At 66.6% G+C, this 25,481-nt stretch carries 18 protein-coding genes and 2 pseudogenes; 7 read left to right on the plus strand and 13 right to left on the minus strand.

Annotation, left to right across the window (positions count from 1 at the left end):
* Positions 1 to 483: 483 nt before the first annotated feature.
* The 3 genes from ACWH43_RS13670 to ACWH43_RS13680 all read left to right on the plus strand — a co-directional run bounded on the left by ACWH43_RS13670 (position 484) and on the right by ACWH43_RS13680 (position 7,127).
* On the plus strand, positions 484 to 2,655 hold the full coding sequence (locus ACWH43_RS13670; RefSeq protein ID WP_158445815.1) for a hypothetical protein: 2,172 nt from the start codon (positions 484 to 486) through the stop codon (positions 2,653 to 2,655).
* A 150-nt stretch (positions 2,656 to 2,805) separates the two neighbouring features.
* The gene (locus ACWH43_RS13675) at positions 2,806 to 5,124 is read left to right on the plus strand and encodes a type I secretion system permease/ATPase (protein ID WP_158445814.1); all 2,319 of its coding nucleotides are present in this window, start codon (positions 2,806 to 2,808) and stop codon (positions 5,122 to 5,124) included.
* Between the two features lie 74 nt (positions 5,125 to 5,198).
* Positions 5,199 to 7,127 carry an HlyD family type I secretion periplasmic adaptor subunit gene (locus ACWH43_RS13680; protein ID WP_158445813.1) on the plus strand — a complete coding sequence of 643 codons (1,929 nt, stop codon included), beginning with the start codon at positions 5,199 to 5,201 and terminating at the stop codon, positions 7,125 to 7,127.
* Between the two features lie 130 nt (positions 7,128 to 7,257).
* Here ACWH43_RS13680 and ACWH43_RS13685 read toward each other — a convergent pair.
* From ACWH43_RS13685 to ACWH43_RS13705, 5 genes and pseudogenes are all read right to left on the minus strand, one after another.
* Positions 7,258 to 7,862 (minus strand): annotated as a pseudogene (locus ACWH43_RS13685) (sigma-70 family RNA polymerase sigma factor).
* Between the two features lie 85 nt (positions 7,863 to 7,947).
* Positions 7,948 to 9,255, minus strand: coding sequence for a polysaccharide biosynthesis/export family protein (locus ACWH43_RS13690; RefSeq protein ID WP_158445811.1), 1,308 nt, complete (start codon positions 9,253 to 9,255; stop codon positions 7,948 to 7,950).
* Positions 9,256 to 9,285: 30 nt separating this feature from the next.
* Positions 9,286 to 10,857, minus strand: a complete 1,572-nt coding sequence (locus ACWH43_RS13695; protein ID WP_158445810.1) for a Wzz/FepE/Etk N-terminal domain-containing protein — start codon at positions 10,855 to 10,857, stop codon at positions 9,286 to 9,288.
* Positions 10,858 to 10,983: 126 nt separating this feature from the next.
* Positions 10,984 to 11,715, minus strand: coding sequence for a DUF3102 domain-containing protein (locus ACWH43_RS13700; RefSeq protein ID WP_260349516.1), 732 nt, complete (start codon positions 11,713 to 11,715; stop codon positions 10,984 to 10,986).
* A 205-nt stretch (positions 11,716 to 11,920) separates the two neighbouring features.
* On the minus strand, positions 11,921 to 13,198 hold the full coding sequence (locus ACWH43_RS13705; protein ID WP_158445808.1) for an NAD(P)/FAD-dependent oxidoreductase: 1,278 nt from the start codon (positions 13,196 to 13,198) through the stop codon (positions 11,921 to 11,923).
* A 535-nt stretch (positions 13,199 to 13,733) separates the two neighbouring features.
* On the opposite strand from ACWH43_RS13705, the pseudogene hemP reads away from it, so the two are divergent.
* Positions 13,734 to 13,838: pseudogene (gene hemP, locus ACWH43_RS13710) on the plus strand (hemin uptake protein HemP); the annotation flags it as partial.
* Between the two features lie 328 nt (positions 13,839 to 14,166).
* Here hemP and ACWH43_RS13715 read toward each other — a convergent pair.
* On the minus strand, positions 14,167 to 16,251 hold the full coding sequence (locus ACWH43_RS13715) for a TonB-dependent receptor (protein WP_158448245.1): 2,085 nt from the start codon (positions 16,249 to 16,251) through the stop codon (positions 14,167 to 14,169).
* Between the two features lie 366 nt (positions 16,252 to 16,617).
* On the opposite strand from ACWH43_RS13715, the gene ACWH43_RS13720 reads away from it, so the two are divergent.
* Positions 16,618 to 17,382 (plus strand): IclR family transcriptional regulator, encoded by a 765-nt coding sequence (locus ACWH43_RS13720; protein WP_158477045.1) that lies wholly within the window; start codon positions 16,618 to 16,620, stop codon positions 17,380 to 17,382.
* A gap of 42 nt (positions 17,383 to 17,424) precedes the next feature.
* On the opposite strand, the gene ACWH43_RS13725 is transcribed toward ACWH43_RS13720, so the two are convergent.
* The gene (locus ACWH43_RS13725) at positions 17,425 to 18,138 is read right to left on the minus strand and encodes a nitroreductase (RefSeq protein WP_158446723.1); all 714 of its coding nucleotides are present in this window, start codon (positions 18,136 to 18,138) and stop codon (positions 17,425 to 17,427) included.
* Between the two features lie 417 nt (positions 18,139 to 18,555).
* Between ACWH43_RS13725 and ACWH43_RS13730 the strand changes: the two genes are divergently transcribed.
* A complete protein-coding gene (locus ACWH43_RS13730) occupies positions 18,556 to 18,948 on the plus strand; it encodes a DUF6538 domain-containing protein (protein WP_158472016.1) in 393 nt (130 codons plus the stop codon).
* Positions 18,949 to 19,101: 153 nt separating this feature from the next.
* On the opposite strand, the gene ACWH43_RS13735 is transcribed toward ACWH43_RS13730, so the two are convergent.
* Positions 19,102 to 19,605 (minus strand): recombinase family protein, encoded by a 504-nt coding sequence (locus tag ACWH43_RS13735; RefSeq protein WP_260349541.1) that lies wholly within the window; start codon positions 19,603 to 19,605, stop codon positions 19,102 to 19,104.
* Between the two features lie 489 nt (positions 19,606 to 20,094).
* Here ACWH43_RS13735 and ACWH43_RS13740 point away from each other — a divergent pair, with 489 nt between their 5' ends.
* Positions 20,095 to 20,463, plus strand: coding sequence for a DUF3800 domain-containing protein (locus ACWH43_RS13740; protein ID WP_158446889.1), 369 nt, complete (start codon positions 20,095 to 20,097; stop codon positions 20,461 to 20,463).
* Between the two features lie 167 nt (positions 20,464 to 20,630).
* On the opposite strand, the gene ACWH43_RS13745 is transcribed toward ACWH43_RS13740, so the two are convergent.
* The 5 genes from ACWH43_RS13745 to ACWH43_RS13765 all read right to left on the minus strand — a co-directional run bounded on the left by ACWH43_RS13745 (position 20,631) and on the right by ACWH43_RS13765 (position 25,465).
* The gene (locus tag ACWH43_RS13745; protein ID WP_260349520.1) at positions 20,631 to 21,008 is read right to left on the minus strand and encodes a hypothetical protein; all 378 of its coding nucleotides are present in this window, start codon (positions 21,006 to 21,008) and stop codon (positions 20,631 to 20,633) included.
* Positions 21,009 to 21,124: 116 nt separating this feature from the next.
* Positions 21,125 to 21,583, minus strand: coding sequence for a hypothetical protein (locus ACWH43_RS13750; protein ID WP_158446888.1), 459 nt, complete (start codon positions 21,581 to 21,583; stop codon positions 21,125 to 21,127).
* Between the two features lie 483 nt (positions 21,584 to 22,066).
* Positions 22,067 to 22,768, minus strand: coding sequence for a hypothetical protein (locus tag ACWH43_RS13755; protein ID WP_260349521.1), 702 nt, complete (start codon positions 22,766 to 22,768; stop codon positions 22,067 to 22,069).
* On the minus strand, positions 22,668 to 23,144 hold the full coding sequence (locus tag ACWH43_RS13760) for a DUF6538 domain-containing protein (protein WP_375797044.1): 477 nt from the start codon (positions 23,142 to 23,144) through the stop codon (positions 22,668 to 22,670). The genes ACWH43_RS13755 and ACWH43_RS13760 overlap by 101 nt, the downstream gene beginning before the upstream one ends.
* A 647-nt stretch (positions 23,145 to 23,791) precedes the next feature.
* On the minus strand, positions 23,792 to 25,465 hold the full coding sequence (locus ACWH43_RS13765; protein ID WP_260349522.1) for a virulence-associated E family protein: 1,674 nt from the start codon (positions 25,463 to 25,465) through the stop codon (positions 23,792 to 23,794).
* Between the last annotated feature and the right edge of the window lie 16 nt (positions 25,466 to 25,481).

Consider the following 25,481-nt stretch of genomic DNA (forward strand, 5'->3'; position numbering starts at 1 on the left):
GAAAAATCTTTGGAAAATTTTTTAACAACAAATTTCTTTGCGCATCACATTCCAAACACGATATTTCACCACCCTCGCTCGCGGATGGGCCTAAGAGTCGCCGATTGAGAGGGCGACGACCCGTCATCCGGCCTTCCACGTCGCGCAGCATGCCTGGCTATCCGCTGCGTTTCCACGGATCAGCGAGCACTATCCGGCTGGCCTACCAAGCTCGCGTCCGCTTCCTGCTATATACCCAAGGAAAATAGGCATATGACCTCACTCGAAACCCCGCCGTTTTCTGCGTCTTCGAGTTGGAATACCCAAGTATCTAGCGATGCTACATTCACCAAACTCAACTGGCCCGCTTCAACCGGATACAATTACAGCGTAGCGTGGGATAGTTACTCCCCCGCCGTTTACGTTGCCTCTTCTTCCGATCCGCTGGTCCAGGTCACCTATCCCCCGGGCTGGGGCTACCCCGGCGGCACCGTCAGCGTTCACATGCCGGCAGCCGCGAACGGAGCCGCCGGCACCGATGGCGAGCTCATCGTCATCGACGGCGACGTCGCCTATAATTTCTGGCAGTTCAAGCGGACCAGCGCGACGACGGCCTCGGCCGCCTCGTTCGGGGCCGAGAACATCGTCACCGGCGACGGCTGGGGCAGCAAGTCGCCCTTCCTCGGCGCCGGGATCACGGCCGTGGGCGCCAGCCAGCTCGGCGGCCTTCTCGTCAAGGACGAGGTCAATGACGGCTCGATCGACCACGCCCTGCAGCTTGTGGTCGATTCCAAGCTGGTCCAGTCCGGCGCCATCGGCCAGGCCATCGCCAGCGACGGCAGCAGCGCCTCGGGCATCGTCAAGGAAGGCCAGCTCCTGGCGATCCCGCCGGGCACGCCGATGCCGGCCGGCCTCTCCAAGCTCGGCCAGGAGGTCTTCACCGCCCTGCAGAAATACGGCGCCTATGTCGTCGACGTGGCGGGCGGCACCACCAATATCCGCGCGCAGGCGAACGCCTTCGACGATGCCACGATGACGGCGCTGTGGCACGACATGGGCAACATCACGCCCCTGCTCCAGGGCGTGAGCGGCGGCTCGGGCTCGTCCGGCGGCACGACCACCACGCCCCCGACGACGACCCCGCCGGTCGTGACCGATCCTCCGGCCACGACCAACCCGCCGGCGACCGGCGGATCCTCCGGCGGCTCCTCCTCCGGCAAGGACACGACGAAGCCGACCGTGCAGTGGGTCGCGGCCGACGGCCCCGGCGTCAAGAACGGCACCGGCACCGTCCATCTCGGCGACACCGTCTATCTGACGCTGAAGTTCAGCGAGGTGGTCACCGTCAGCGGCACGCCGACCCTGTCGCTCGACGACAAGGGCACCGCCAGCTATGTCGGCGGCTCCGGCACCGACACCTTGCAGTTCGCCTACAAGGTCGCCGCGGGCCAGAACACCGCCGATCTCGAGATCAGCGCGTACAACCTGGCCGGCGTGAAGGACAAGGCCGGCAACGCCGTCAACGTCTCCGGCGCGCCGCACCAGCCCGCCGGGACGCTCGCCGTCGACACCCGCGGCGACACCACGGCGCCGAAGGTGCAGTGGATCGCGGTCAACGGCTCCGGCATCACCAACGGAAACGGCACCGTTCGCGCCGGCGACACCGTCCGGCTCTCGGTCAACTTCAACGAGGCAGTGACCGTCGACGGCACCCCGACCCTGTCGCTGAACAGCAACGGCACGGCCAAATACGTCAGCGGCGCCGGCACCGACACCTTGCAGTTCGACTACAAGGTGCAGGCCGGCGACAAGGCCTCCGACCTCGAGGTCTCCGGCTACAACCTGGCCGGCGTCAAGGACAAGGCCGGCAACGCCGTCAACGTCTCCGGCGCGCCGCACCAGCCGGCCGGGACGCTCGCCGTCGACACCCGCGGCGACGCCACGGCGCCCAAGGTGCAGTGGATCGCGGCCAACGGCTCCGGCATCACCAACGGAAACGGCACCGTTCGCGCCGGCGACACCGTCCGCCTCTCGGTCAACTTCAACGAGGCGGTGACCGTCGACGGCACGCCGACCCTGTCGCTGAACAGCAACGGGACGGCCAAATACGTCAGCGGCGCCGGCACCACCACCTTGCAGTTCGATTACAAGGTGCAGGCCGGCGACAAGGCCTCCGATCTCGAGGTCTCCGGCTACAACCTGGCCGGCGTCAAGGACAAGGCCGGCAACGCCGTCAACGTCTCCGGCGCGCCGCACCAGCCGGCCGGAACGCTGGTGGTCGCAGCGGCGTCGTCGAGCGGATCGACCCGCCAGGCGGCGCGGGTCGCGGCAACCGACCTCGCGGCTCCGGCGACCACGGCGGAGGCGGCGACGACTGCGACGGCAGCCTCCGGCACGGATGCGTCCGCCGCCGCCTCGACCGGCACCTGGTTCGGCGGCAACCGTCACGGCAGCGGCTCCGACTTCTCCTTCGGAAACCGCAGGACGGTCGGCTATCCGGGCGCGCAGGACGGCGTGGCCGGCGCCACCTCGTCCCAAGGGTCGGCGATGTCCAGGCTCGCCCTGCTCGACCAGTATGCGGCGTCGAGCTTCGCCACCCCCGCAGCGATCTCCGGCGGGGCCGCGCAAGCGTGGTGGAACAACCCCGCGCAGACGCTGGCGAAGCCGAATCGCTGATCCCGCAGCGAGGCCGGGCCGGCAGAGGAGCCGCGCCCGGCCTTCCCGGATCGCGACGCCACCGGAGCGCCCGGCGCGCTCACCAAGCCGTGCACGCGGAGCTTATCCCCGCGCGCACGCGTTCACCATTATGAATGCGGGGTACGGCGATTGGAAAATCCCGACAACGATACCCATCCCATCTCCGATGACGGCCTGATCGCGCTGCTCTTCATCCTGCGCGGACAGGGCGTCAGCGTCCTCCCGGAACAGATCCAGCACCAGTTTCCCGGGCGCCCCATCGGGGTCGCGGAGATGGTGCGCTGCGCCAAGGGCCTCGGCCTGAAGGCGCGCTCCATCACGACGAGCTGGGAGCGGCTGGCCAAGACACCGCTGCCGGTGATCGCCGCGCTGCGCGACGGCGGCTTCCTGGTGCTGGGGCGCTGCGGCGACGACAGGATCCTCGTCCAGGCGCCGAACGCGCCGCGGCCGAGCATGATGTCGCGCGCCGAGCTGGAAGCGGTCTGGGACGGAAGGCTCGTGCTGATGACCAAGCGCGCGACGCTGACCGACCTGGCGCGCCGGTTCGACATCACCTGGTTCATGGGCGCCATCCACAAATATCGCTGGCTCCTCACCGAAGTCCTGGTGGCGTCCTTCTTCCTGCAGCTCTTCGGGCTGGTCTCGCCGCTGTTCTTCCAGGTGGTCATCGACAAGGTTCTCGTGCACCGCAGCCTGAGCACGCTCGACGTGCTGGCGATCGGGCTCGTGGCGATCGCGCTGTTCGAGGTCGTCCTCGGAGGGCTCAGGACCTATCTGTTCTCGCACACCACGAACCGGATCGACGTCGAGCTCGGCGCGCGCCTATTCCGCCATCTGCTGGCGCTGCCGATCGGCTATTTCCAGGCGCGGCGCGTCGGCGATTCCGTCGCCCGGGTGCGCGAGCTGGAGAACATCCGCAACTTCCTGACCAGCTCCGGCCTGACGCTCGTCATCGACCTGTTCTTCACGCTGGTCTTCGTCGCGGCGCTGTTCTTCTACTCGCCGCTGCTGACCTGGATCGTGCTCGCCTCGCTGCCGCTCTATGTCGGCATCTCGGCGGGCGTGACGCCGCTGTTCCGGCGCTATCTCGACGACAAATTCGCCCGCGGCGCCGAGAACCAGGCCTTCCTGGTCGAGAGCGTCACCGCCGTCGAGACGCTCAAGGCCATGGCGATCGAGCCGCAGATGCAGCAGCGCTGGGAAGAGCAGCTCGCCGCCTATGTCGCGGCGAGCTTCCGGGTGCTCAACCTCGGCAATGTCGCGAGCCAGGTCGTCCAGCTCGTCAGCAAGCTGGTGACCGCCGCGCTGCTCTATGTCGGCGCCAAGCTGGTGATCGCCGGCGACCTGTCCGTGGGCGAGCTCGTCGCCTTCAACCTGCTGGCCGGCCGGGTCAGCGGCCCGGTGCTGCGGCTGGCGCAGATCTGGCAGGACTTCCACCAGACGCGGCTCTCGATCGCCCGCCTCGGCGACATCCTCAACACCACGCCGGAGCCGGCCTACAACCCCAACCGGACGGCGCTCCCGGCCATCCGCGGCGACATCAGCTTCGAGCACGTCACCTTCCGCTACCGGATCGACGGGCCGGAAATCCTGCACAACATCAACCTGACCATCCCGGCCGGGCAGATGATCGGCATCGTCGGTCCCTCCGGCTCCGGCAAGAGCACGCTGGCGAAGCTCGCCCAGCGCCTCTACGTGCCGGAGAACGGCCGGGTGCTGGTCGACGGGGTGGACGTCGCGCAGATCGACCCGTCCTGGCTGCGCCGCCAGATCGGCGTCGTGCTGCAGGACAACGTCCTGTTCAACCGCTCGATCCGCGACAACATCGCCCTCGCCGACCCGGCCCTCCCGGCCGACAGGGTGATCGAGGCGGCGAAGCTGGCGGGCGCGCACGACTTCATCCTCAAGCTGCCCGAGGGCTACGACACCATCGTCGGCGAGCGCGGCGGCAGCCTGTCCGGCGGGCAGCGGCAGCGCATCGCCATCGCCCGCGCGCTGGCGACCGATCCGCGCATCCTGATCTTCGACGAGGCGACCAGCGCGCTCGACTACGAGAGCGAGCACATCATCCAGCAGAACATGGCGCAGATCGCGCGGTCCCGCACCGTACTCATCATCGCGCACCGGCTCTCCACCCTGCGGATGGCGGACCGCATCGTCACCATCGAGTCGGGCCGGCTGATCGAGGACGGCACGCATGAGCAGCTCGTGCGGACGGGCGGCCGCTACGCCACGCTGCACCGGCTCCAGTCCGGCCTGCCGGAAGCCGGCGGCGCGCCCGCGGCCGCGCATCGCGGGCCGGGCCGGGCCGAACCGCATGCCGGCGCGGCGCTGCCGGCGCTCGCGGGGCACCAGCCTTCGGGCATCGCCGCGAGGCGCGGCCAGGAGGCGCGCCAAGGACCGCTCCAAGAGCCGTTCCAGGAGCCGTTCCAGGACGCCGTCGGATAATCGCACCTTCCATCGTATCGGGGACCAGTGTGCCGCGTTGAATCCCGAGCGGGGACCGCGGCCAGACAAACGCCATGCAAGCGTTCACACATCATCAGTCGGGCCTTCACGCCCTGGACATGCTGCTGCGCCTGCGCGGCGCCACGATCACCACGGACGATCTCCGCCGGCATCTCGGCGGCGGCGCCGTCGATGCCGCCGCCATCCTGCGCGGCGCGCGGGCCTGCGGCTTCAGCGGCCGGCTGCGGTCGGTGGGCTGGGACAAGCTCGCCGCCCTGCCTCTGCCCTGCATCGCAGGGCTCCGCGACGGCGGCTTCCTGCTGCTCGGCAAGGCCAATGCCGAGAAGGTGCTGGTCGTCCGGGCGGAAAGCCCGCGGCCGATCCTGATGACGCGGGCCGAGTTCGAGGACGAATGGGATGGCCGCATCATCCTGCTGAGGCCCTCCAGGACGGCTGGCGCGCGCGTGCCGCGCTTCGACAGGGCGGTGGCGATCCGGGCGCGCCGGGCGCTGGCGACGACGGCGCGCTGGGGCGCGGACAACACCCGCTCGGCGGTGTCCGGCCTCGCCATGCGCTCCCAGGCGCTGCAGCGGGCGGTCATCGCCCGCTCGACCGACGAGAAGCGCCTGCGGGCGCTGGAGCTCGCCTTCCTGCCGGCGGCGCTCGAGATCGTGGAGACGCCGCCCTCGCCGCTCGGCCGGATCATCGGGCTCAGCATCGTCGCGATCTTCGGCGCCGCTCTGGCCTGGGCCTGCATCGGCACGGTTGACATCGTCGCGGTCGCGCCCGGCAAGATCGTGCCGAGCGACCGGACCAAGATGATCCAGCCTTTCGAGACCGGCGTCGTGCGCGCGATCCAGGTCCATGACGGCCAGAGCGTCAAGGCCGGCGACGTGCTGGTCGATCTCGACACCACGACCGTCGACGCCGAGCTCGGGCATCTGAAGAGCGACCTGATGGCCGCGCGGCTCGACATCGCCCGGCTGCAGGCGGCGATCGCCGACAAGGAAAACCCGATCTCGGTCTTCGCGCCGCCGGCGGACGCGCCGCCCGAGCTGCTCCAGGTCTATCGCGGCCTGCTCGTCAGCCAGAGCAGCGAGCAGAAGGCCAAGCTCGCCACCATCGACGGCCAGCTCGCGCAGAAGGTGGCGGAGCGCGACACGATCCAGGCCTCCGTCGACAAGCTGAAATCGACCATCGTGCCGCTCCAGCAGCGCGTCGAGATCCGCGAGCAGCTCTTCCAGAAGGAGCTCGGCTCCAAGGTCACCTATCTGGCCGAATTGCAGGACCTCGTCGGCCAGCGCCAGGATATCCTGGTCCAGGAGAAGCGCGGCAGCGAGACCAAGGCCGCGGTCGCGGCCCTGACGGAGACCCGGACCAAGACCATCGCCGAATACGAGAGAACCCTGTTCGACGATCTCAGCAAGGCGCAGCAGAAGGCGGCCGGCCTGAGGCGGGACATCGTCAAGGCCGAGCAGCGCCGCAACCTGCAGCGGCTGACCGCGCCGGTCGACGGCGTGGTGCAGCAGCTCGCGATCCACACCATCGGCGGCGTCGTCACCCCGGCACAGACCCTGATGTTCATCGTCCCGGCGGAGAGCCGGCTGGAGATCGAGGCGATGATCTCGAACCGGGATATCGGCTTCGTCGGCGCCGGCCAGGAAGCCGCGATCAAGATCGACACCTTCAACTTCACGCGCTACGGCCTGCTGCGCGGGAACATCCTCAGCATCTCGCAGGATGCCATCCCGCGCGACAAGGCCCCCGGCGGCGAGAAGACCTCGGGCGCGGCCACCGACAGCAGCGAGCCCCGCGGCCAGGAGCTGCTCTATTCGGCCCGGATCTCGCTGGACCGCACGCAGCTCGCGATCGAGGACAAGCAGGTCAATCTGTCGCCCGGCATGGCCGTGACGGCGGAGATCAAGACCGGACGGCGGCGGATCATCAGCTATCTGCTCTCTCCGCTCGCCCGCTACCGGCACGACAGCCTGCGCGAACGCTAGAGCAGGTCCGCTTCACGCGGAACCAGGCCGTCCTTCCGGGCCAGCCCGGAAGGACGGCCTGGTTCGGTCAAATGAAGCGCACTCCCGGCACCGCCGGCGGCGCCGTTCCGGCCCAAGCAAGGGCCGTCGGTCAGAAAGACCAGCGCTTCGGAACGCTGGCCTGGCCGCCGGCCATGACCGCGCGGGTGCGGCTGTCGAAGCCGATCTCGCTGACGCTGTCGATCGAGAGCAGCGCGGCCAGCCGCGCGCGGGCGCGGTTGATCCGGCTCTTGATCGTGCCGGTGGTGGTCCGGCAGAGCGTCGCGGTGTCCTCGTAGGAGAGCCCCGCCGCGCCGACCAGCATCAGCGCCTCGCGCTGGTCGAACGGGATCTCCCGCAGGGCCGAGCAGAATTCCTGGTATTCGAGCAGCCCCTCCTGCTCCGGGGCGGCGCGCAGCGCCTCGGAATAGCAGCCATCGGCGTCCTCGACCTCGTGGCGCCGGGCCGCAGGTCGGAGAGGTAGCAATTCCGCAGGATCGTCGTCAGCCAGGCGCCGAGATTGGTGCCGGGCCGGAAGGTGTCGATCTTGGTGATCGCGCGCAGCAGCGTTTCCTGCACGAGATCGTCGGATCTGTCAGCGCTGCGGCTGAGGGACATGGCATAGGCACGCAATTGCGGCTCGAACGCCAGCATCTGCTGCTGGATGGAGGGCTCGCCAGCCCCCTTCTTTCCGGGATCACCGTCTCCCAAGGCCATCGTCGATCTCTCCCACTCGCATCCACGGGACGAAACAAGGCACCACACGCAACGATACTGATTGGATACGGACCTTGCGGCGCGGCTACTGCTTGACGCCGGCCGGGGTCGTGAGGCCGGCGGCCGGCGCCGCCAGGCCGGTCTGCTCGAGCGGGCCGATCCCCAGCGCATCGGGAAGGATGCTGCGCTGGACCCGCAGCACGTCGCCGGGCAGGAGCTCGGTATGCTCGCTGGCGTCGATCGTCAGCGCCTTGCCGTCCTGCATGCGCACGACCACGAGGCTGCGGGTCTCGACGGCGCCGTCGGAGACGCCGACCAGGGTCGGGACCGTCACCTTGGCCTCGACGAGAAGGCTCTTGTTGGTGTCGAACCGGACGCTGATGTCGTCGATATCCATGCGGACCTTCTGGACCTCGGCGGTCAGCGAGGCGTTCCGCTCGCTCTTGAGGTCGAAGATCCGCTGGTCGGCCTGGGTGATGTTCTGGCGCGAGCGCAGGATCAGCGTCTGGAAGCCCTGCTCGTTCATCTCGAGCTGGGCCTGCATGCGCTCGAGATTGGCCAGGCGGCCGATGGTGGTCAGGCCGCGCTTGACCAGGCCGCGCACCTCCACCAGCTCCTTCTCGACGCTCGCCGCCTGGACCTTGTTGGCCTCGATCTGGCGGCCGATCGCCTCGATCTCGCGCTCGTAGAGGCTGCGGTTCTGCTCCAGGCTGTCGATCTGGGTCTTCAGCGCATCGACATGGATGTTCAGCAGCGAGCGCTCCTCGTCGATCAACTGCCTCAGCCCGGGGTCGCTCTGCGAACGCGCGACCAATTCGGCCGGGAACTGCACGTCGGTCTTCATCACCAGCTCGGCGTTCAGCCGCGCCCGGCGCGCCGTCAGCTCATAATAACGCCGGACCAGATTGCGCATCTCGCCGGTGATGGTGATGCTGTCGCGGTCGAGCCGCATCAGCCCGGGATCGTTGAAGCGCAGCCAGCCGCCCGCCAGGCTGACGACCTGCAGCACCGTCATGCCCGGGCGGAACTGATATTCCCCCGGCTTCTGGACATCGCCCAGCACATAGACCGGCCGCGTCTCCAGCACCTCGACCGAGGTTCCCGGCTTGTCGGAAATCCCCGCCCGCACGAAGCGCTCGGAGATCTGGTTGGCGATCTCCTTGGTCGACAGGCCGTTGACCGGGATATCGCCGAGCGGCGCGATGGAAATCGTGCCGTTGGCGCGAACCTTGTACTCGCCGCTCAGCTCCGGATACTGGAAGACCTTGATCTTGAGCTTGTCGTCGGCGCGGACCACGTAGTCGGACGTGGCGCGAACCGCATTGCCGTCGAGCATGCATAGAAGCAGTGACGTTGTGCCGACGAAATTCACCCATGAACGGTTCCGCTTCATTGTAGCACCTCTCCGCGTTACGCTGCTCCGTTACGCTGTTCCTGCGGCCGGAATGGACGATGTCGCCGCCGCGAACGGGCGTCGCCGGGCCGCGATCGACGCCTCCGCCTGCCAGAATCCGTCGCCGAACCGCCCGATCATCCGGTCGTCGACCCAGTTCAGCACCGCGCCGATGAAATCCGACGGCACCGCGCCCGAGACAGTGAAGGCGCGCTCGATCCGCTCCATCCTCGCCCCGCCCCAGCGCGTCACCAGCAGGATCCCGTCGACGCCCTGCGCCGCCATGCGAAAGACCGGGCCCTGCTCGAGCGGCGGCAGGCCGATGACGATCAGGTCGTAGGCGGCGAGGAAGCTGCGGTCCGCCCGCAGCCGCCAGTTGGCGATGCCGCCCTCGCCCTGCGGCGCGACCATGAGAATGTCGGGCTCCTCGCCGCCGCCATGCCGGAGAACGCCGCCATGGCGCTGGAAGAGGGCGTCGCCGAGCACGGCCGGCACGGGCGTCTCCCCGTCCCGAAGCGCGGGCGCCGCGCCGCCGGCCTCGACGAGCAGCACCGTCCTGCGGCTGCGCGCCGCCGCCCGGGCGACATGCCGCGCCACGGTCGCGGCCCCCTCTCCCGCCAGCGGCGAGGCGATGCCGACGAGGCGCGCCTTCGCCGCCTCGGCCGCCGCCACCATCCGCAGGAAGGTCTGGTTCGCGAGCGGCGCGGGCACGGCTTCCGCGGCGCGCGGCGCTTCGCCCGGCAGGTGCCGGCCGCGTGCCCCCCGCCCCCTCTGCGCGATCCACGGCACCGCGCCGAGGCATTCCAGCCCGAAACCCTCCAGCTCGGCCGCTGTGCGGATCGTCCGGTCCGCCAGGTCGCGCAACAGCGCCAGCACGACGCCGGCGAGCAGGCCGGCCATGGCGGAGCCGAGCACGAGCAGGATCCTGCGCGGCCCGCTCGGCCTGTCCGGGACCAGGGCCGGCGTCATCACATAGACGCTGGGGCCCAGCCCCTGCAGCCGCTCGCGCAGCAGCGACGACCGGTCGCCGTCCTGCTCGGCGCTGACGCGGGCCTGGAGCATGACCTGGCTGATGCCGGTGGCGATGAGCGCGGATTTCTGCGGATCGGCGGTGGTGACCGCAAGGAGGATGGCGTGGCTCGTGCCGATCCGCCTGATCGCGATGTGCCGCGCCAGCGCCTCGATCGCGATCTCGCGCCGGCCGCGCGCGTCCTCGGAAGCGGCCCGCGACGCGCCGGGCAGCCAGCGGGCGCCGCTGCCGAGCAGCGAGGCGGCGGGCCCGAATTCAGGGTCGTCGGCCAGGCCCAGCGCATCCACGACCTTGGCCAGCGTGCCGCGCGAGCGGATGATCTCGATCTCGTTCTCGACCTGGGTCAGATCGGCGCGCCCGAGGGAGACGACGAGCTCCGAGCCGGGCTGGACCTCCTTCACATAGACCAGGAACTGCGTCGAGGCCGTGTAGCTCGCGCCCCTCAGCGCGACGAAAGCCGCACCGAGCAGCAGCCCCGCCGCGGCACAGGCGCAGATCAGCTTCCAGCGCCGGCGCAGGGTGAGCCAGCCGAGCGGCGACAGGGACCGAGGATCGTCGACATCACCCGACATTGGCTTTCCGCTCTTTCTCCAATCCGCCGGCCATGCGCTGCCCGCATCATGCTTCGCCGCCGGAAAGCGGGTTCAGGGGCACGCGTCTCGAACCGGGAACAACCGAACAGGCAACCGCGATGATCGTTACTGGAGCTTGGCCGACGGCATGTCGGCGATGGCGAGGGACGGGGCGGGCGCGCTGGAAAGGGCCGGCTCCGCTTCTCCGGTCTGCGCGCCCCGCGCGGCCCTCATCCAGACGAAAACCCTGTTCCAGACCTCCCAGCTCGTCCCGTCCATGATCTGGTCGTAATCCTCCGCGCTCAGGCGGCTGAGCAGCAGCTCGGCCACCTTGCGGGCCTTGTCGCCGCCCCCGTCGCTGCGCCGCCCGTCGACGGATCCGCGCAGGCCGGACGAGAGGAAGGAGGAGGAAAACCCCTCCCGCGCCGGCGGAGCCCCCGTTTCGGCCCCGGCCTTCGCCCTGATGTCCGCGATCTGGGAATGCAGATCGCTGCGCGAGACGCGCTCGCCGTTCTCCAGCCTTTGCCGGATGGCCTCGCGGACCGAGGGCGGGGTCTTCTTCGAGAGGTAGACGCGCAGCGTCGAAGGCACCATCAGGGCGACCAGCTTCGCGTCGGTTTCCGCCTCCCGCGCGAGCTTCATCAGATCCTGCGCCGTCCTGATCTTGAACTCGCAGGCTCTTTCGACCCACTTGACGAAAATGCCGTGGGGCAACTTTTCCTTGACTCTAAGCAGTTCCCTGCCTATCTCGACCGAGCTCGCGGTCGCCGAGAGACGAAGATCCTTGATTTTCTGAGCCGATACTTTCAACTCCGCCGGAGTGATCGCGGTTTCGGAAGAAATCCTGTTCGGCAGCACGACACGACCCTCACTCGACCCAATTGAATGCCCAGCTTACGCTTGGTGCACCGCAAAACGAAGCGAGCAAAGGGATTCCCGTCCGCACAAATGGGGTACCCCTTTCGGGCTAGCCCGGCCGGGAGCCGGACCGCGTCGATGGCAGGGAGAGGATGCGCCGAAAGAACGGGCGCGAAGCCTGCCCCGCGCCCAGCCGGCGGCGCGCTCAGCGCTCGCGCCACCAATCCATGAGCTGGTAGCCCCAATAAGTGCCCTGCACGGCGAACGTCCCGAAGGGGCCGCCGTTCCAGACCAGGCCGAAGGGCGCGAAGAGCTCGTGCCGGCGGCCCCGGCCGAGCAGGGCCTCGGCGACGACGCGCCCTCCGATGGCGGTGGTGTTGAGCCCGTGGCCGCCAAAACCCTGGCAGTACCAGACCCCCGGCTGCAATTCGCCGATTTGTGGCATCAGATGGCGCGCATAGGACATCAGCCCCGACCAGGCCAGCTCGACCCTGAGCGGGGCGAGCTCGGGATAGGTCGAGATCATCGTGCGCCGCAGCAGGGCGGCGAGGTCGCGCGGCTCGCTGGTGCGCGTGGTGATCCGCCCGCCCCAGAGCAGGCGCCGGCCGCCCTCGACCAGCCGGTAATAGTCGCCGGCCCGGCGGTCGTCGCTGATCGCGGCGCGCGTCCGGATCACGGACGCGATCGTCTCGGGCGCCTCCTCGGTCGTCAGCACATAGGTGGCGATCGGAAGCTGGCTCGCGCGCAGCTTCGGCACCAGCCGGTCGGTATAGCCGCCGCCGGCGAAGACGACGTGCCGGGCGCGGACCTCGCCGGAGGCCGTGGCGACGCGCTTCTCCGCTCCGGAAAGCTCCGTCCCGACCGCCCGCGAGGCCTCGAAGATGCGCCCGCCCCCGGCCTCGACCGCGGCCGCGAGCGCGCGGGCATAGTTCAGCGGGTGGATATGGAAGCAATGCGGATCGTAGAGCGCCTGATGGTATTTCGGCGAGCGCAGCACGGCCCGCACCCGCTCGGTCGGCCAGAACTCGACCTCGTAGCCATGCTGGCGCGCCAGCCTGTCGCGGCTGCGCTCGAGCGCATCGCCGCTGTCGTAGCGGACCACGCCGAGCTTGCCCGGCAGCGGCTCCGCGCTGGCGATGCCGAGTTCCTCGATGGTCTGACGGACCATCTCCATGCCTTCGATCGAGAGCGCGTGGAGGGCATCGGCCCCGGCCTCGCCGATGGCGCCGGCGATCGAGGCGTGGCTGCGCGCATAGCCGGTGCCGACGAAGCCGCCATTGCGGCCCGAGGCGCCCCAGCCGACGGCCTGCGCCTCGAGCAGCACGACGGAGCGCCCCGCCCTGGCCAGCTCATGGGCGCAGGTCAGTCCCGCTAGCCCGCCGCCGACGATGCAGCAATCGGCCTCGACCCGGCCCTGGAGCGGCGCGCGCTCCTGCGTCGTCGCGGCGGTGCGGGCATAGAAGGTATCCGGGTAGTTCGGCATCGTGGCTGCGAGCTCCTGTCGCCCTGCGGAAGCGCAAGCGGCCCCGCAACGAACCGCCTAAGGCATCTGGCGTAAAAGTGGAATCCGCGTTCTCGACATGCCGGGCGCTCCGCCGCGCAAGCGCGATGGCAGGTCTTGAGGCGGCGCTCCACGAAGCCGCTGTAGGAGCCCCTGCCGTAGCTGAGCACCGCATAGGCTAGCGCCGTGAAGACATAGCCCTCGAGCACGGCGATGCCCAGGTCGGATCGCGCATCGCCGAGCGCACCGTGTCGAGGAGGTCGAGAAACCCGATGCAGTGGCTCTCCGGACCGTTCGCCAAGGAAGAAGAAGATTTGAATCGTTATAGGTATAAATTATTGTAATTGCTGTCTTTTTTGTTTGATGGCAGATAGTCTCCGCCTTCCGCGGCACCGTCACCGACCAGAGCGCTCACGTGAACACCCCGACCCCTGCCCGACCGCCGAGACAAGCTGCCTGGAGCGCTTCCCGGCGAGCCGTCGCGAGTCCGTCGCCGAAGCCGGCGAAGTTGATTCCGAGCTCCAGCGTCTTCGGCGGGGAAACCGAGATCGGGATCGAGCATCACGGCGAGCTCTACCGCCTGCGGATCACGCGGCAGGGAAAGCTGATCTTGACGAAATAAGCGAGGCCGCGCCGGACAGGCGCGGCCGTGAGACCACCCATTGCGGGCCGATCCATCGATGAGCGGCGAGAGGCCGCCCGGCCCCGCCGGGAGCGCGGGAATCCCGCGCGGGCGAGCGTGTGGCGGCAGGCGGGCCGGCGGTTGCGTCCGGCTGGGAGTGTCGGACCGGACATCGTATTCAGTCCGATGCTCCAGCCCTTTGATCTTGCACCGGCTTTTCCCGCACCCCGCGTCCCGCTTTTCGGGCCGAGGCTCTGGCCGGGCGCCTGTCGGTCCGCACGGCCCGGCCGGGAGAAAGCCCCGCCCGGGCCTTGCGGCCGGGCCCGGCTCAGAAGGTGCCCTTCAGGCCGACGCCGATCATCCGCGGCTCCGTCATGCTCGCCTCGGTGCCGCCGATGCCGCGATTCTGCTGCATATAGGTCGGCTTGCGCGCATCGAAGATGTTCTTCACATAGCCGTAGAGCTGAAGGTTCTCGGTGAACTGGTAGCTCGCGCGCAAATCGGCGATCGTATAGGGCTTGATCAGGTAGAGGCGCGTATTGGCCACGTCGGAATAGTATCCGTCGGTGTGCCGGAGCTGCCCGGTGACGTTGAACTTGCTGGTGACGTCCCAGCTCACGCCGAAGCTGAGCATATAGCCGGGCGACTTGGCGAATTCGTTGCCCTTGTAGCCGGTATTGGCCGAGATCTTGTCGATCTCCGTGCGCAGCAGGCCGGCGCCGGCCTTGAGGGTCAGGTTGTCGAGCACGCGGTAGTCGGCATTGACCTCCAGGCCGTAGGCATGGGCCTTCTCGGCGTTGATGCCGTAGGACTGGACGACGCCGGTGGCGAGCACGACCGGGATGAAGTACTGGGCGTTCTTGAAGTCGGTATAGAACAGATTGCCGCTGACGTTCAGCCGGTTCTCCAGCAGGCTGGCGCGGGTGAACAGCTCATAGTTCCAGAGCGTCTCCTCCTTGAAGGGCTGCCACTGGCCGGCATTGAGGTTGAGCGAGACGCCGCCGGGATTGTAGCCGCGATTGACCATCGCGCCGACGGTCCAGTCCGGCGTCACCGCATAGGCGAGCGAGGCCTTGGGCAGCACGGCCTGGAAGGTCTTGTCGAAATCGACGCCCTGCCGCGCCAGCACCGTCTGGCCGGCGCGTTCGATCTGGTCCTGCTGGAAGCGCAGCGAGCCGGTGAAGGTCCAGCGGTCGGTCAGGCGGTAGCTGGCCTCGCCGAAGATGCCGAGATTGCGCTTGGTGTCGTCGAAGGTCGAGCGGCCGGAGAGGTAGAGGATCTCGTCGGTCTTGGTATGGGCATAGTAAATGCCGGCGACGCCGCTCAGGACGTCGCCCTGCTCGCCATAGGTGAGCCTGGTCTCGTTGGAGGCGTTCCACTGGTCGATATAGGCATCGCCATTGCCGAGCAGCCCGGTCTTCCGGCTCACCGAGAGGTCGCTGTACTGGCTCTGGTTGAACAGCTTGAAGCGGTTGCCGAAATCATAGCTGAGGTCGAGGATGCCGGTGGTGGTGTCCTGCCGCCAGCTCGGCATGGTGGTGGTGGTGTGCTTCAGCCTATCGAAGGGCGCGGACGCCGCCTCCTGGCTCGGGCGGTTGGTCGAATTGCGCGAAAAGGTCAGCTTCGCCTCGAATCCGGGCAGGTCCGTCGGGCGCCAGAGCAATTTGGCGCGCAGGTTCAGGGCCCGGAAGTCCTGATCGGCGTAGCGCCGCTGGAAATTCGGGCTGACATAGTCGATGAAGCTGTCGCGGCCGGAATAGTCGAGCGAGATCCGGCCCGCGAGCTGGTCCGCGATGATCGGCCCGGAGAGCATGAGCGCGGTGCGCCGCGACGAATAGCTGCCGAACTCGGTGAGGAAGGCCGCCTCCCGCGTGAAGGTCGGGTCCTTGGTGTTGACGACGATCGCGCCCGCGATGGCGTTGGCGCCCTGCGAGGTCGTCTGCGGCCCGCGGAAGACCTCGATGCTCTTGACGTCCCAGGGCGAGGTCGCGCCGAAATAGAACTCGTTGTAGCTGAGATAATGCCCGTCCACATTGATCGTGGCGCGGGGCACGGTGCCGCCCCAGAACGAGTTCTGGCCGGTGAGAGGGCCTTGCGTGTCCTGCCCGCGGATGATCGGCGCCCCGACCGTGTCGGTGTAGGTCACGTTGGGCGTGCCGGTGAGGACCTCGGAGACCGAGGCGTTGCCGGTATCCTCCCTGTCGATGTCCCGGGCGGTCTTCACCGCCACCGAGGAGGCGGTGCTGCGGAGGTCGCGCTCGACCTTCTCGCCGGTGACCGTGATCGTGTCGAGCTCGATCGCCGTCGCGGCGGGCGCAGCCGGGCCGCTCTGCGCGAAGGCCGGCATGGCGGCGGCGACGGTGAGGAGCGATACGAGGCTGACGCCGCGCATCAGGACAAGCTTGGATGACATGACGATCCCCGGATCGGACGTGTCTCGCTGGCTGGGGACAGGGCCGTGGCTCGCGAGTTTGCAACAAGGTATCCTACAGTGCGGAACGCATTCCGCATGTCAATATCGATATCGGCGCCGGCCGGGCATTGTCGCGGGCTGTGGTTTTCAGGTCGCAGGGGCCGGGATGCGATCGGCGTCCGGACAGCCCGGGGCGGAACCGCACCCCCATGCTTCCCCGCCCCGCGCTTGTCCTGCTCGGGCTCGCGATGGCACAAAGCGCGTTCCGGCGCCCGCCGCCCGTTCCAGCGCGATTCGCATGATGACCAGCCTTCCCCGCCCCACCCCCCTTTCGACCCCGACGGCGACCGATCCGGGGCCCGGTCGGTGACGCCCGCGGGAGATGGCGGCGGCGCCGCCAAACGCTCGGCGACGATCCAGTCCGTCTCGATCGCCGCCCGCTTCCTCGACATCCTGGCCAGGGCAGACGGCCCGCTGGTGCTCGGCGAGGTCGCCCGCCGGGCGCGCACCGGCGCCTCGACCGCCCATCGCTACATGCAGAGCCTGGTCCGCGAAGGGCTCGCCGCGCAGGATGCCGAGACCGGGCATTACGACCTCGGCCCCGCCGCGCTGAACATCGGCGTGCGCGCCCTTCGCCGTATCGATTCGGTGGAAGTCGCGGCGCGGGCGATGAAGGCGCTCTCCGCCCGCATTGCCGCCAGTTGCGGCGTGGCGATCTGGACCGAGCGCGGCCCGACGATCGTGCGCTGGTACCGCAGCACCGATTTCGCGATCAGCACGGTGACGCTGGGCGACGTCCTGCCCGTCGACAACACCGCCTGCGGCCTCGTCTTCCAGGCCTATCTGCCGAAGGAGGCGATCGCCATGGCGCGCGAGCAGCAGCCGCCCTCCTTCCGCGGCAGCCGTCCGCCGGCCGGCATCCTCGACGCGGTCAGGCGCGAAGGCGGCGCCGAGCTGAACGAGCACCTGTTCTCGCTGCTGACCGGCAAGGCCGCGCCGGTCTTCAACGCGCTGGGCGAGATCGCCTGCGTCGCGACGACGGTGTCCTTCGTCAGGACGGCCGACGCCGAGGGACATCGCGCCGCGCTGTTCGCGGCGGCGCGCGACGCGACGCGGGAATCCGGCGGCTAGTCCATCGGCCCGAGAAGCGGAACGCGGTTTTCGGGCCGATGCTTAGTCGCCGGCCCAGGTGACAACCTCCGACAGCGCCGCCCGGCCGGTCTTGAAGCTGTTCGCCGGATGGGCGGGATCCGGCCATCCGAACGCGATGCCGCAGACCACCCGCCTGTCCTCGCCCAGGCCGAAATGCGCGCGGATGTCGCCGGCATACTCGGCCAGCGCGCCCTGCGCGATCGTGCCGACGCCGAGCGACTGGGCCGCCAGCATGAAATGCGAGACATAGCCGCCGCAATCGACCGCGCCATAGACGCCCAGCGCCTCGTCGGTGGTGACGATCGCGACATGGGGGGCGTCGAAGAAGGCGAAGTTGCGCATCGTCTGGCGGGCATAGCCCTCCCTGTCGCCGCGCGGGATGCCGACGGCGGCATAGAGCTGGAAGCCGCAGGCGCGGCGCCGGGCGAGCTGGGCCTCCGAATAGGCCCGCGGGAACGCGAAATCGCGCCGCATCGGCTCGGACGAGCCGGCCTTGGCCAGCATCGTCCGGCGAAACCGCTCCGTGCCCTCCCCTGAGGTCACGACCACCTGCCAGGGCTGGACGTTGCTCCAGGACGGCGCCCGCTGGGCGGTTTCGAGAATCCGCCGGATCAGGGGCTGCGGCAGCGGCGCGGGCAGGAACCCGCGGCAGCTATGGCGCGCCGAGGCCAGCCGGTCGAAGGCGCGATGCTCCTGCGTCTCCCCATCCGGCTGCGTTTGAACGAGCTGTTCCATCCGTTCCCCGTCTCCGATCGAGCGGCCGGAAGCGCCGCAGGCGTGCGGCCCGCCATCCGGATGATCTGAGCCCTTAAAACTGGATCGCCTTGGGTTAAAGCTTCCCGTATCGTTTCCCGGCGGGCGAACCACGCCGTTTTGGGCGCGGGTTAGGGAGGTCATCGCAACAGCCATTTGTAGCGCCCTTTGTCGCGGAAGGGCGAGCGGAAGCTATTGAAAGCCAATCACTTCTTTCAGATCAAGCGCTTGAATGCTTCGGTGGCGCGGTCTACGGGACCCCTCTGACCTCATTTCGCATGTCTAGCGAACTCGTTCTTTTGATTGCGGCTTTTCTGTTTCGGGGTAGCGTTTTCACTGTTTGGGAGCAGATCGGCCAGTTGAAGCGGCCGGAGAAGGTGAGCGAGGTCGCGATCGAGGATGCCGCGTTTTGGACTGGTTCCCTTCACGAAGCAGGATGTGAAGGGCGGCATTTTCCGGTTCCGGCTCCAACTTCCAGATGATGTGTTCGAGAGGCTGGTCGCGACCGGAACGGCCGGTGTGCGGCGGACAGTGACCTTCTCGCTCAGGACCCGCGATCCCATGGCTGCGCGAAGCCGGGCGCTGCGGGCTTCCGCCGAGCGCTGGAGCGGGGCGATCAGCATGAAGCTGAACAGGACGATCGACGAGGCTTTGGGGCGGGATCGGCGGCTGACGGTGCACTCGCTCAGAAAGACGTTCGAGCACGCCGCCTATGTGATCGGGGTTCCAAAACCAGCATCAACGCGATCACCGGCCACAAACTGGGCGACGTGTCAGAAGAGCACTACCTGATGCTGAAGGACGACGTGGCGCTGCTGAAGCGGCATCTTGATCAGATCGACTTCCCATTCCTGAGGCAGGTTTGCGCGCCGATCGCGGCCTGAGAGGGTCTGTTTTTGACTGAATCTCGTACGCGAGAACGTAGCCCCACTATCTCCCGGACCGCTAGGCCAACGCGCTCCGCCCACCCTTCACGGCTCGATAGATCGTGCTGGGCGCGACGCCGACATGCTCGGCGATCTCGGCGACCGTCAACGTCCCTTCGCTGAGCAGCGTCTTCACCACGGTCAGCTTCACCGGGTCGAGAGCTTTCGGGCGTCCGCCAACTCGCCCTCTTTGGCGGGCAGCCAAAAGCCCAGCAGCAGTTCTTTGGCGAAGTAGGTCTACCTCAAGCTGGCTTAGCGCCGACATCGTAACATAGAGGAATCTGCCAGCAGGCGTCGTCGTATCGATCGCCTCGGTGATCGACATCAGGCCGATGTCGCGGCGCTGGAACTCCTCGCTCAGGTCGATCAGATGGCGCACGGATCGCGCCAGCCTGGACAGCGAGTAGACAACCACCACATCACCAGCACGAGCATGGTCGAGGAGCTTCCGCAACTCGGGCCTCTCGGCCTTGGTGCCGGACACGGTCTCGACGAAGACCTTCTCGCACCCGGCTGCCTTCAGCGCATCAAGCTAAAGGCTGTGATCCTGTCCGTCCGTCGAAACCCGCGCCAGCCCCAGCTTCATCGCCTCTCCTTCGCAAAACTCGTCGGGAGCAGGCTCTCATGAGAAGCCAGTTCCGCAAGTAGTTTTTGCGAGACCGTCCGCTACGAAAATCCGCGACGATCCCGCCACATCAGCAGCGTCGCGGAAACGACCGTTTGTGAGAGAGGGCTTCGAGGGGATCGGGCGGTCGGAACCAGATGGTTGCGGAAACAGTCGAAGCCGCGTTCAGGGAGCGTCGCCAGCCCAGGAAATGCAGGGGGGGTGCGATGACGCTTGGGGAGCGTCGGCGGGAGGGTTTTTGGTACAGGTAGAGACTGGGCAGATCGTCCGGTCACCGGAGGTTCGAGAATTAAACGAGAGAGCGGGCATGCGGCGATCAGGTGTGGGTCGTCAGAAATCGCAACCGATACTTTCCGATCGCAACCTGTTGGTCACCGCGAGTGCCTGATGATGCAACCCGGCTTCTTATTGTTCATCGATGAGGCTGGAGACGACGGCACCGACACCGTCAGGCCGATCGACGAAAACGGATCATCGGAGTTCTTTATCCTCGCGGGCGTCCTCATCCGTGTTCATCGGCGTAACGAGCTACTGGACAGCGTCAACGCCGCCAAACGCTTGGCACAACTTCGGCCGGAACAGGAACTGCACTTCCGTGATGTTGCCGCTGAAGCTCAGATCAGCGTCATCAGGGAGTTGGCTCGGTTCAACGCCGGACTGGTCGCGGTCGTTTCAAACAAGCGAAACATGCGCCAATACCGGAACAAGCGCGTCGAAGCCAAGAATATGGAGATCGTAAGAGACGGTAAGGAGTAGCCGCAGCGCTACAATTGGTTTTACAACCATCTCTTCCGTTACCTGCTAGAAACCGCGAGTGCGGAATGCGCAAGGTATTCTGTTGCAGCCTTTGGCCGGAACCTCCCCATCCAGGTCATTTTCTCGCATCGCAAACATTTCCGATACTCACAGACCAAGGCGTACCTTCACAAGCTCAGTATCTCAACGCGCGACGCCTCGTACTTCAACAACAAGCACCAGATCGATTGGTCTGTCGTAAATCCCTCCCTGATCGATAGTGCTCGGTCGAAGAGCGAGCCCGGACTCCAGTTTGCCGACTGCGTCGCAAGCTCGATCTTCAAGGCTGTTGACGAAGACCGCTTCGGTACCGTCGTGCCCGAGTTCATTTCCGAGCTTGCCCCGCGCTTCGTCAGAGCGCCCGGCAAGACCGAGCCGCTCGGGTACGGCTTCAAGCTGCTGCCCGATGGATACAATGGCCCGCTGTCCGCGCGCCAGATCGAGGCGCTGAGCGCGATCGGGTTTAATCCTGCCATGTCGAGCCCTGGGCGGTTTCCGAAGAGCATGGGTCGGTCTCCCGGAAACAGGTGGTGATCGCTCGTTGCCATTCCAGGCATCGCTTCGCTTTCACTTGCCTCGACATCAGGACGTTTCGACCCGCACGAGTTCCAGCGCGATACGCTCACACAATCATAGGCATCGGCGGGATCATCCTGCTGCCAACGATCGGCACGGCAGACACCGCCACGATCACCGGCTCGATCGCAATCTTCACCGGCTGGTATCGACCCGCAGCATCGCCGCGCTGGGACAGCGAGACGGATTGTGCCGCCCGGTAGACCTCGGTTCGGACCGTCTCGATCGCAATTGGCCGCAGACGAACATCTCCGCGATGCCGCAGAGCGGAAACAAACTCGGTCGCGGTGATCGAACCGAGTTCGACGATGCCGTACAGACCGATGCTGGTCCACCATGCCCAAAGGCCGACGCTCCGCCACCATCGTGACCTGCGTCTCTGGTAGGCCACGACATTATGAACGGCCTTTCTCCAAGTTCGAAATTCCGCCGGGCTCGAAGCCGCGCACATGATCGTCGCCGCATGGAGGTTACGCAGTTCCCAGGCGAGGATACGGCGCGCCACGGATAGCGAATATCGCCACCCGCACGAGGCGCAGTCGATCGAACAGCACCGAAAAGCTGAGCAGCAGGCTCTACCTTCGGCCATGAAGAGTCTTCAGCAAACGGTGCTGCGCCCAGGCGCGCTTAAGGCGTTCAGCCCAAAGCTGAGACGGGCAGCGGATGAAATGCATGATCGGCAGTCTCGGATCAGGGCGTGCACGCTCAACGAGGGTGTAGTCCCCGCATTCCATAAGCACAGCCATGAGATCGAGGGTCTCGCCCTCCAACACGACGAGCGCAGCTTCCCGCGCAGTGGGGTCACGCACGAAATCGAGAATTGGAGGCAGAGCATGGCTGGGCATCGTTCGCTCGGGACAGATTTCTGAGGGTATTTATCCGCGCGATACAAATTAGGATTGCCGCAAGACTTTCGGCGACGGAGCTTCTTCGACGTAGAGGAAAGACCCAAGCCCGATGACCGGACAGCCATCACCGAAGACGCCCGTCAGGATGGCCCTATTCCTGACGGAGCCGAGATCGATCTCGTCTTGCAAATCAGCTTCATGCTGATCGCCCCGCTCCAGCGCTCGGCGGAAGGACGATACCGAAGCTCGGGGAACAGCCGATCGGGGGAACGGCGAACCAGATCGAGGATACCGAGATCGAGAAGGTCCCGATGCAACGGGATGTACCGGCGATTGTGGGCGCTCTTCACCTGGGCGTTGTGCAGGTCGATCACCTCGACGCCATCCCGGCGCACGAACCACTCGCTGCGAAGCTGGGCCATCTCTTCGAGGCGAGCCCCGGTCAGGAGGAGCAAGCGGGGCAACCACAGCACCGCTCCGTCTTCACGCTCTGTCCTGGCAAAGAACCGGGCCAGTTGATCATGATCGAACCGGCTGTAGCTGCGCCGGGCGGCTGCGATCGCCGACCTGTCCGGGCCGAGCCCCCTGAACGGATTCGCCGGGATCAGATCGGCCGCGACGGCTGCGTTGCACACTGTAGAGAGCGCGATGACGAGCTTCTTCTTCGTGCCGATCGAGCCCATCTCCAACCCGCGCACGAACTTCTCCGCCTCCTTCCGCGAGATGCTGGTGATGGCGAGATCACCGGCCGAGGCCACGAAGAGCGCGATCGCCGAGGCGGGCTCTCCGTCGCGGTGGTTGCCCCTTCCGATCGGTCCGACGAGGCAGATAGACCTCCTCATACGTCCGGCGCAGGGTCATGGCCTTCTGCGGCTTCGCTGAACTCCTGACACGCTTCGGAGCCACCGGCTTGTGGCCACTGCTCGGCAGAACGATCCCGTCCCGCTGATACACGGTTGGATCAGGCCACCTGGGCGATGTCCCCCCGGCTCCGACCGCCACGATCATGTCGCTGACATCGGCCGCAGCCCGCAGCGCCCGGCTTCGCGCAGCCATGGGATCGCGGGTCCTGAGCGAGAAGGTCACTGTCCGCCGCACACCGGCCGTTCCGGTCGCGACCAGCCTCTCGAACACATCATCTGGAAGTTGGAGCCGGAACCGGAAAATGTCGCCCTTCACATCCTGCTTCGTGAAGGGAACCAGTCCAAAACGCGGCATCCTCGATCGCGACCTCGCTCACCTTCTCCGGCCGCTTCAACTGGCCGATCTGCTCCCAAACAGTGAAAACGCTACCCCGAAACAGAAAAGCCGCAATCAAAAGAACGAGTTCGCTAGACATGCGAAATGAGGTCAGAGGGGTCCCGTAGACCGCGCCAAGCTATTGATTTTACTACATAATTTCTCATTTAGGACTACTTGAAACCGGCGTTAGGACCGGTTTTTAGGACCGTTTTCGAACGCTCCGAATCCGGCCGGAAAGCACGGTTTTTGGGAGCGTGCCGTTCGAGGTCAGCGCGACGATGTTGTCCTGGTCGATGACATGGTCCTCGGTATGATCGACGAGGGGTGAGCGCGGGCCGCGCACACCCGCTCGCATCGGATGACCAGCCGGGCAGCTTCGGCCGCTACGCGACCTCGGCCCGCTCGCTCACCCGCCGATCTCTTCGAGCCCGGCATGATGGGCGTCGGGGGATCGGGGGATCGGGGGTGACCCCGGCCAACATTTGCGGCGGGGTGGTAGGCACCAACAGAACTCTCTCTAAAATATCTCCCGAAATACCCGAAAGCCCTTATTTTACAGGGGTTTTCGCGGCGGGAGATGGTCCCAGGCATCCCCCGCCGCCGCCTTCGATCCCCCGGCGAGATCAGGCCGGACACTTCCGGGCGATCTCGTCCATCCTGATGAGCGCTTCCGGCCGCTTCGTCGGGGATGTCAGCATCGTGGTTTCGGGCAGCGTCTCCACGATCGTCATGACCGGAAAGCCGAGATCGTCACTCCGAATCGTCCCGGCAATCGTGTTCGTGTTTGCCGCTACGGGAAGGGAGGTAGCAGTCTTCGGCTTCGAGCGCTTCACTGCGCCTGGGCGCGCGATCCTGTACTGGTTGCTCTTCGTCTTGGTGTTGTAGTTCTGCTCGATCTGCGGATGCCTCGCGCCGAAAAGCCTGTTCAACTCGCGGCCAAACTTGCCGACGTTCGCGCCGTTCACCTCAGAGCGGTGGAACTCCTCAATGTAGGCGAAGTAGCTCCGATACAGTTCGCTCGTTGTGACCCAGCCGCCGCCTCCGGTGGGGAGCGTCGAGCAATTCTCGATCCAGTCCTCCACCGACGACTTGTGCCGCTGCTCAGCCTGGATTGCCTTTACGATCTGAAGGTCCTCGGCATGGGCGTACCAGGGGCTCACCGCGTTCTCATCGACGCTACGCCAGATGCGGCGGGCATCAATCGACCTCATCGCGGCTACATCGACCAGCTTCGTCGCGAACTGAAAGAAGCGACGGTTTCCGGTCTTATCCCTGACGAATCCGTTCAAGTCCTCGTTCGTGCAGCCGATGAAGGTCGTCACCACCCGCTTCGGCCCAGCCCGCTCATAAACGTCGCGCATTGAGCGCGTTTCTTCGGTCATGATGCCCTTCAGCTTCTCGACGTTGGCGTTCTTCAAGCCAGCGAGTTCATCGAACGACATGACAGGCATGTAGCTCAGCATGTTCTGCTTGGAGTTGTCTTCGAGCACCTCGAAGCCCATGCCCGTGGCGAGATCGGACACGGCCCGAAGCAGGGTCTTCACCGCGAGGGTCTTTCCGTCCTCCTGCGCGCCATAGAGCACGGGCATGACGTGGGTGTGGTGATGCCAGCGGGCGTCGCCGGACGGATGCTCGATGCCCACCATGGCACCCAGGTGGTTCTTGACCCGGTGGATGAAGTTGGTAACGGCGACCAGGACGCCGCGCTTGTTGCGCTCGGTGATTTCGGGGTCCTCGTCCTCGCGAACGATGAGGTCGATCCAGCGCTTCAACTCGTTCATGTCGGGGTCAGCAGCGGCATCGAAGACGAGGTCGCGATACGTCCGTTCGATGATCTTGAGCCGTTCATCAGCGGTCCAGAGCCGCAGCGCAGCCTCGTACGCGCCTTTGAAAACCCGCTTGTCCTCGGTCCAGACCTTCATCTGGTTGAGCACATGATCAAGGCAAACCGGCACGCCACGCGGGCCGAGAAACTCGCCGCTATGCTTCATGGAATAGCCGCGCGCATCGAGCCAGAGGGCGACGAAATCATCATAGCCCTCGGGATACCGGCCAAGCGCTGCGACGATCCGGCACCGGCTCGCCTCCTTCTGGGCGGCGTCCTTGCTGAAGCCGCCCAACTCCACGAGGTGGCGGGCAAGCGTTGCCCATGGCCCTGCCAATTCGGATGCGTGCCGTGCCTTTTCGGCACACGCAATAAGGGCGGCCACTTCGTCATCAGTGGGCTTTTTCATGTTGTCCCAGGCCCTCAGGGCGGCCTGGAATTCGGAGGAGGTATCTTGCTGGGTGGTTGTCATAGTGGGACTCATTTCT

The organism is Allobosea minatitlanensis, from assembly GCF_964020775.1.

What these genes read in the sequence shown, in the direction of transcription:
- ACWH43_RS13705 (WP_158445808.1), bottom strand. Translation starts at nt 13,198, where the DNA reads ATGCCGAACTACCCGGATACCTTCTATGCCCGCACCGCCGCGACGACG.
- ACWH43_RS13715 (WP_158448245.1), bottom strand. Translation starts at nt 16,251, where the DNA reads ATGTCATCCAAGCTTGTCCTGATGCGCGGCGTCAGCCTCGTATCGCTC.
- ACWH43_RS13670 (WP_158445815.1), top strand. Translation starts at nt 484, where the DNA reads ATGCCGGCAGCCGCGAACGGAGCCGCCGGCACCGATGGCGAGCTCATC.
- ACWH43_RS13680 (WP_158445813.1), top strand. Translation starts at nt 5,199, where the DNA reads ATGCAAGCGTTCACACATCATCAGTCGGGCCTTCACGCCCTGGACATG.
- ACWH43_RS13760 (WP_375797044.1), bottom strand. Translation starts at nt 23,144, where the DNA reads ATGCCGCGTTTTGGACTGGTTCCCTTCACGAAGCAGGATGTGAAGGGC.
- ACWH43_RS13755 (WP_260349521.1), bottom strand. Translation starts at nt 22,768, where the DNA reads ATGAGGAGGTCTATCTGCCTCGTCGGACCGATCGGAAGGGGCAACCAC.
- ACWH43_RS13740 (WP_158446889.1), top strand. Translation starts at nt 20,095, where the DNA reads ATGATGCAACCCGGCTTCTTATTGTTCATCGATGAGGCTGGAGACGAC.
- ACWH43_RS13725 (WP_158446723.1), bottom strand. Translation starts at nt 18,138, where the DNA reads ATGGAACAGCTCGTTCAAACGCAGCCGGATGGGGAGACGCAGGAGCAT.
- ACWH43_RS13690 (WP_158445811.1), bottom strand. Translation starts at nt 9,255, where the DNA reads ATGAAGCGGAACCGTTCATGGGTGAATTTCGTCGGCACAACGTCACTG.
- ACWH43_RS13730 (WP_158472016.1), top strand. Translation starts at nt 18,556, where the DNA reads ATGCCGCGTTTTGGACTGGTTCCCTTCACGAAGCAGGATGTGAAGGGC.
- ACWH43_RS13745 (WP_260349520.1), bottom strand. Translation starts at nt 21,008, where the DNA reads ATGCTCTTCGGAAACCGCCCAGGGCTCGACATGGCAGGATTAAACCCG.
- ACWH43_RS13695 (WP_158445810.1), bottom strand. Translation starts at nt 10,857, where the DNA reads ATGTCGGGTGATGTCGACGATCCTCGGTCCCTGTCGCCGCTCGGCTGG.
- ACWH43_RS13765 (WP_260349522.1), bottom strand. Translation starts at nt 25,465, where the DNA reads ATGACAACCACCCAGCAAGATACCTCCTCCGAATTCCAGGCCGCCCTG.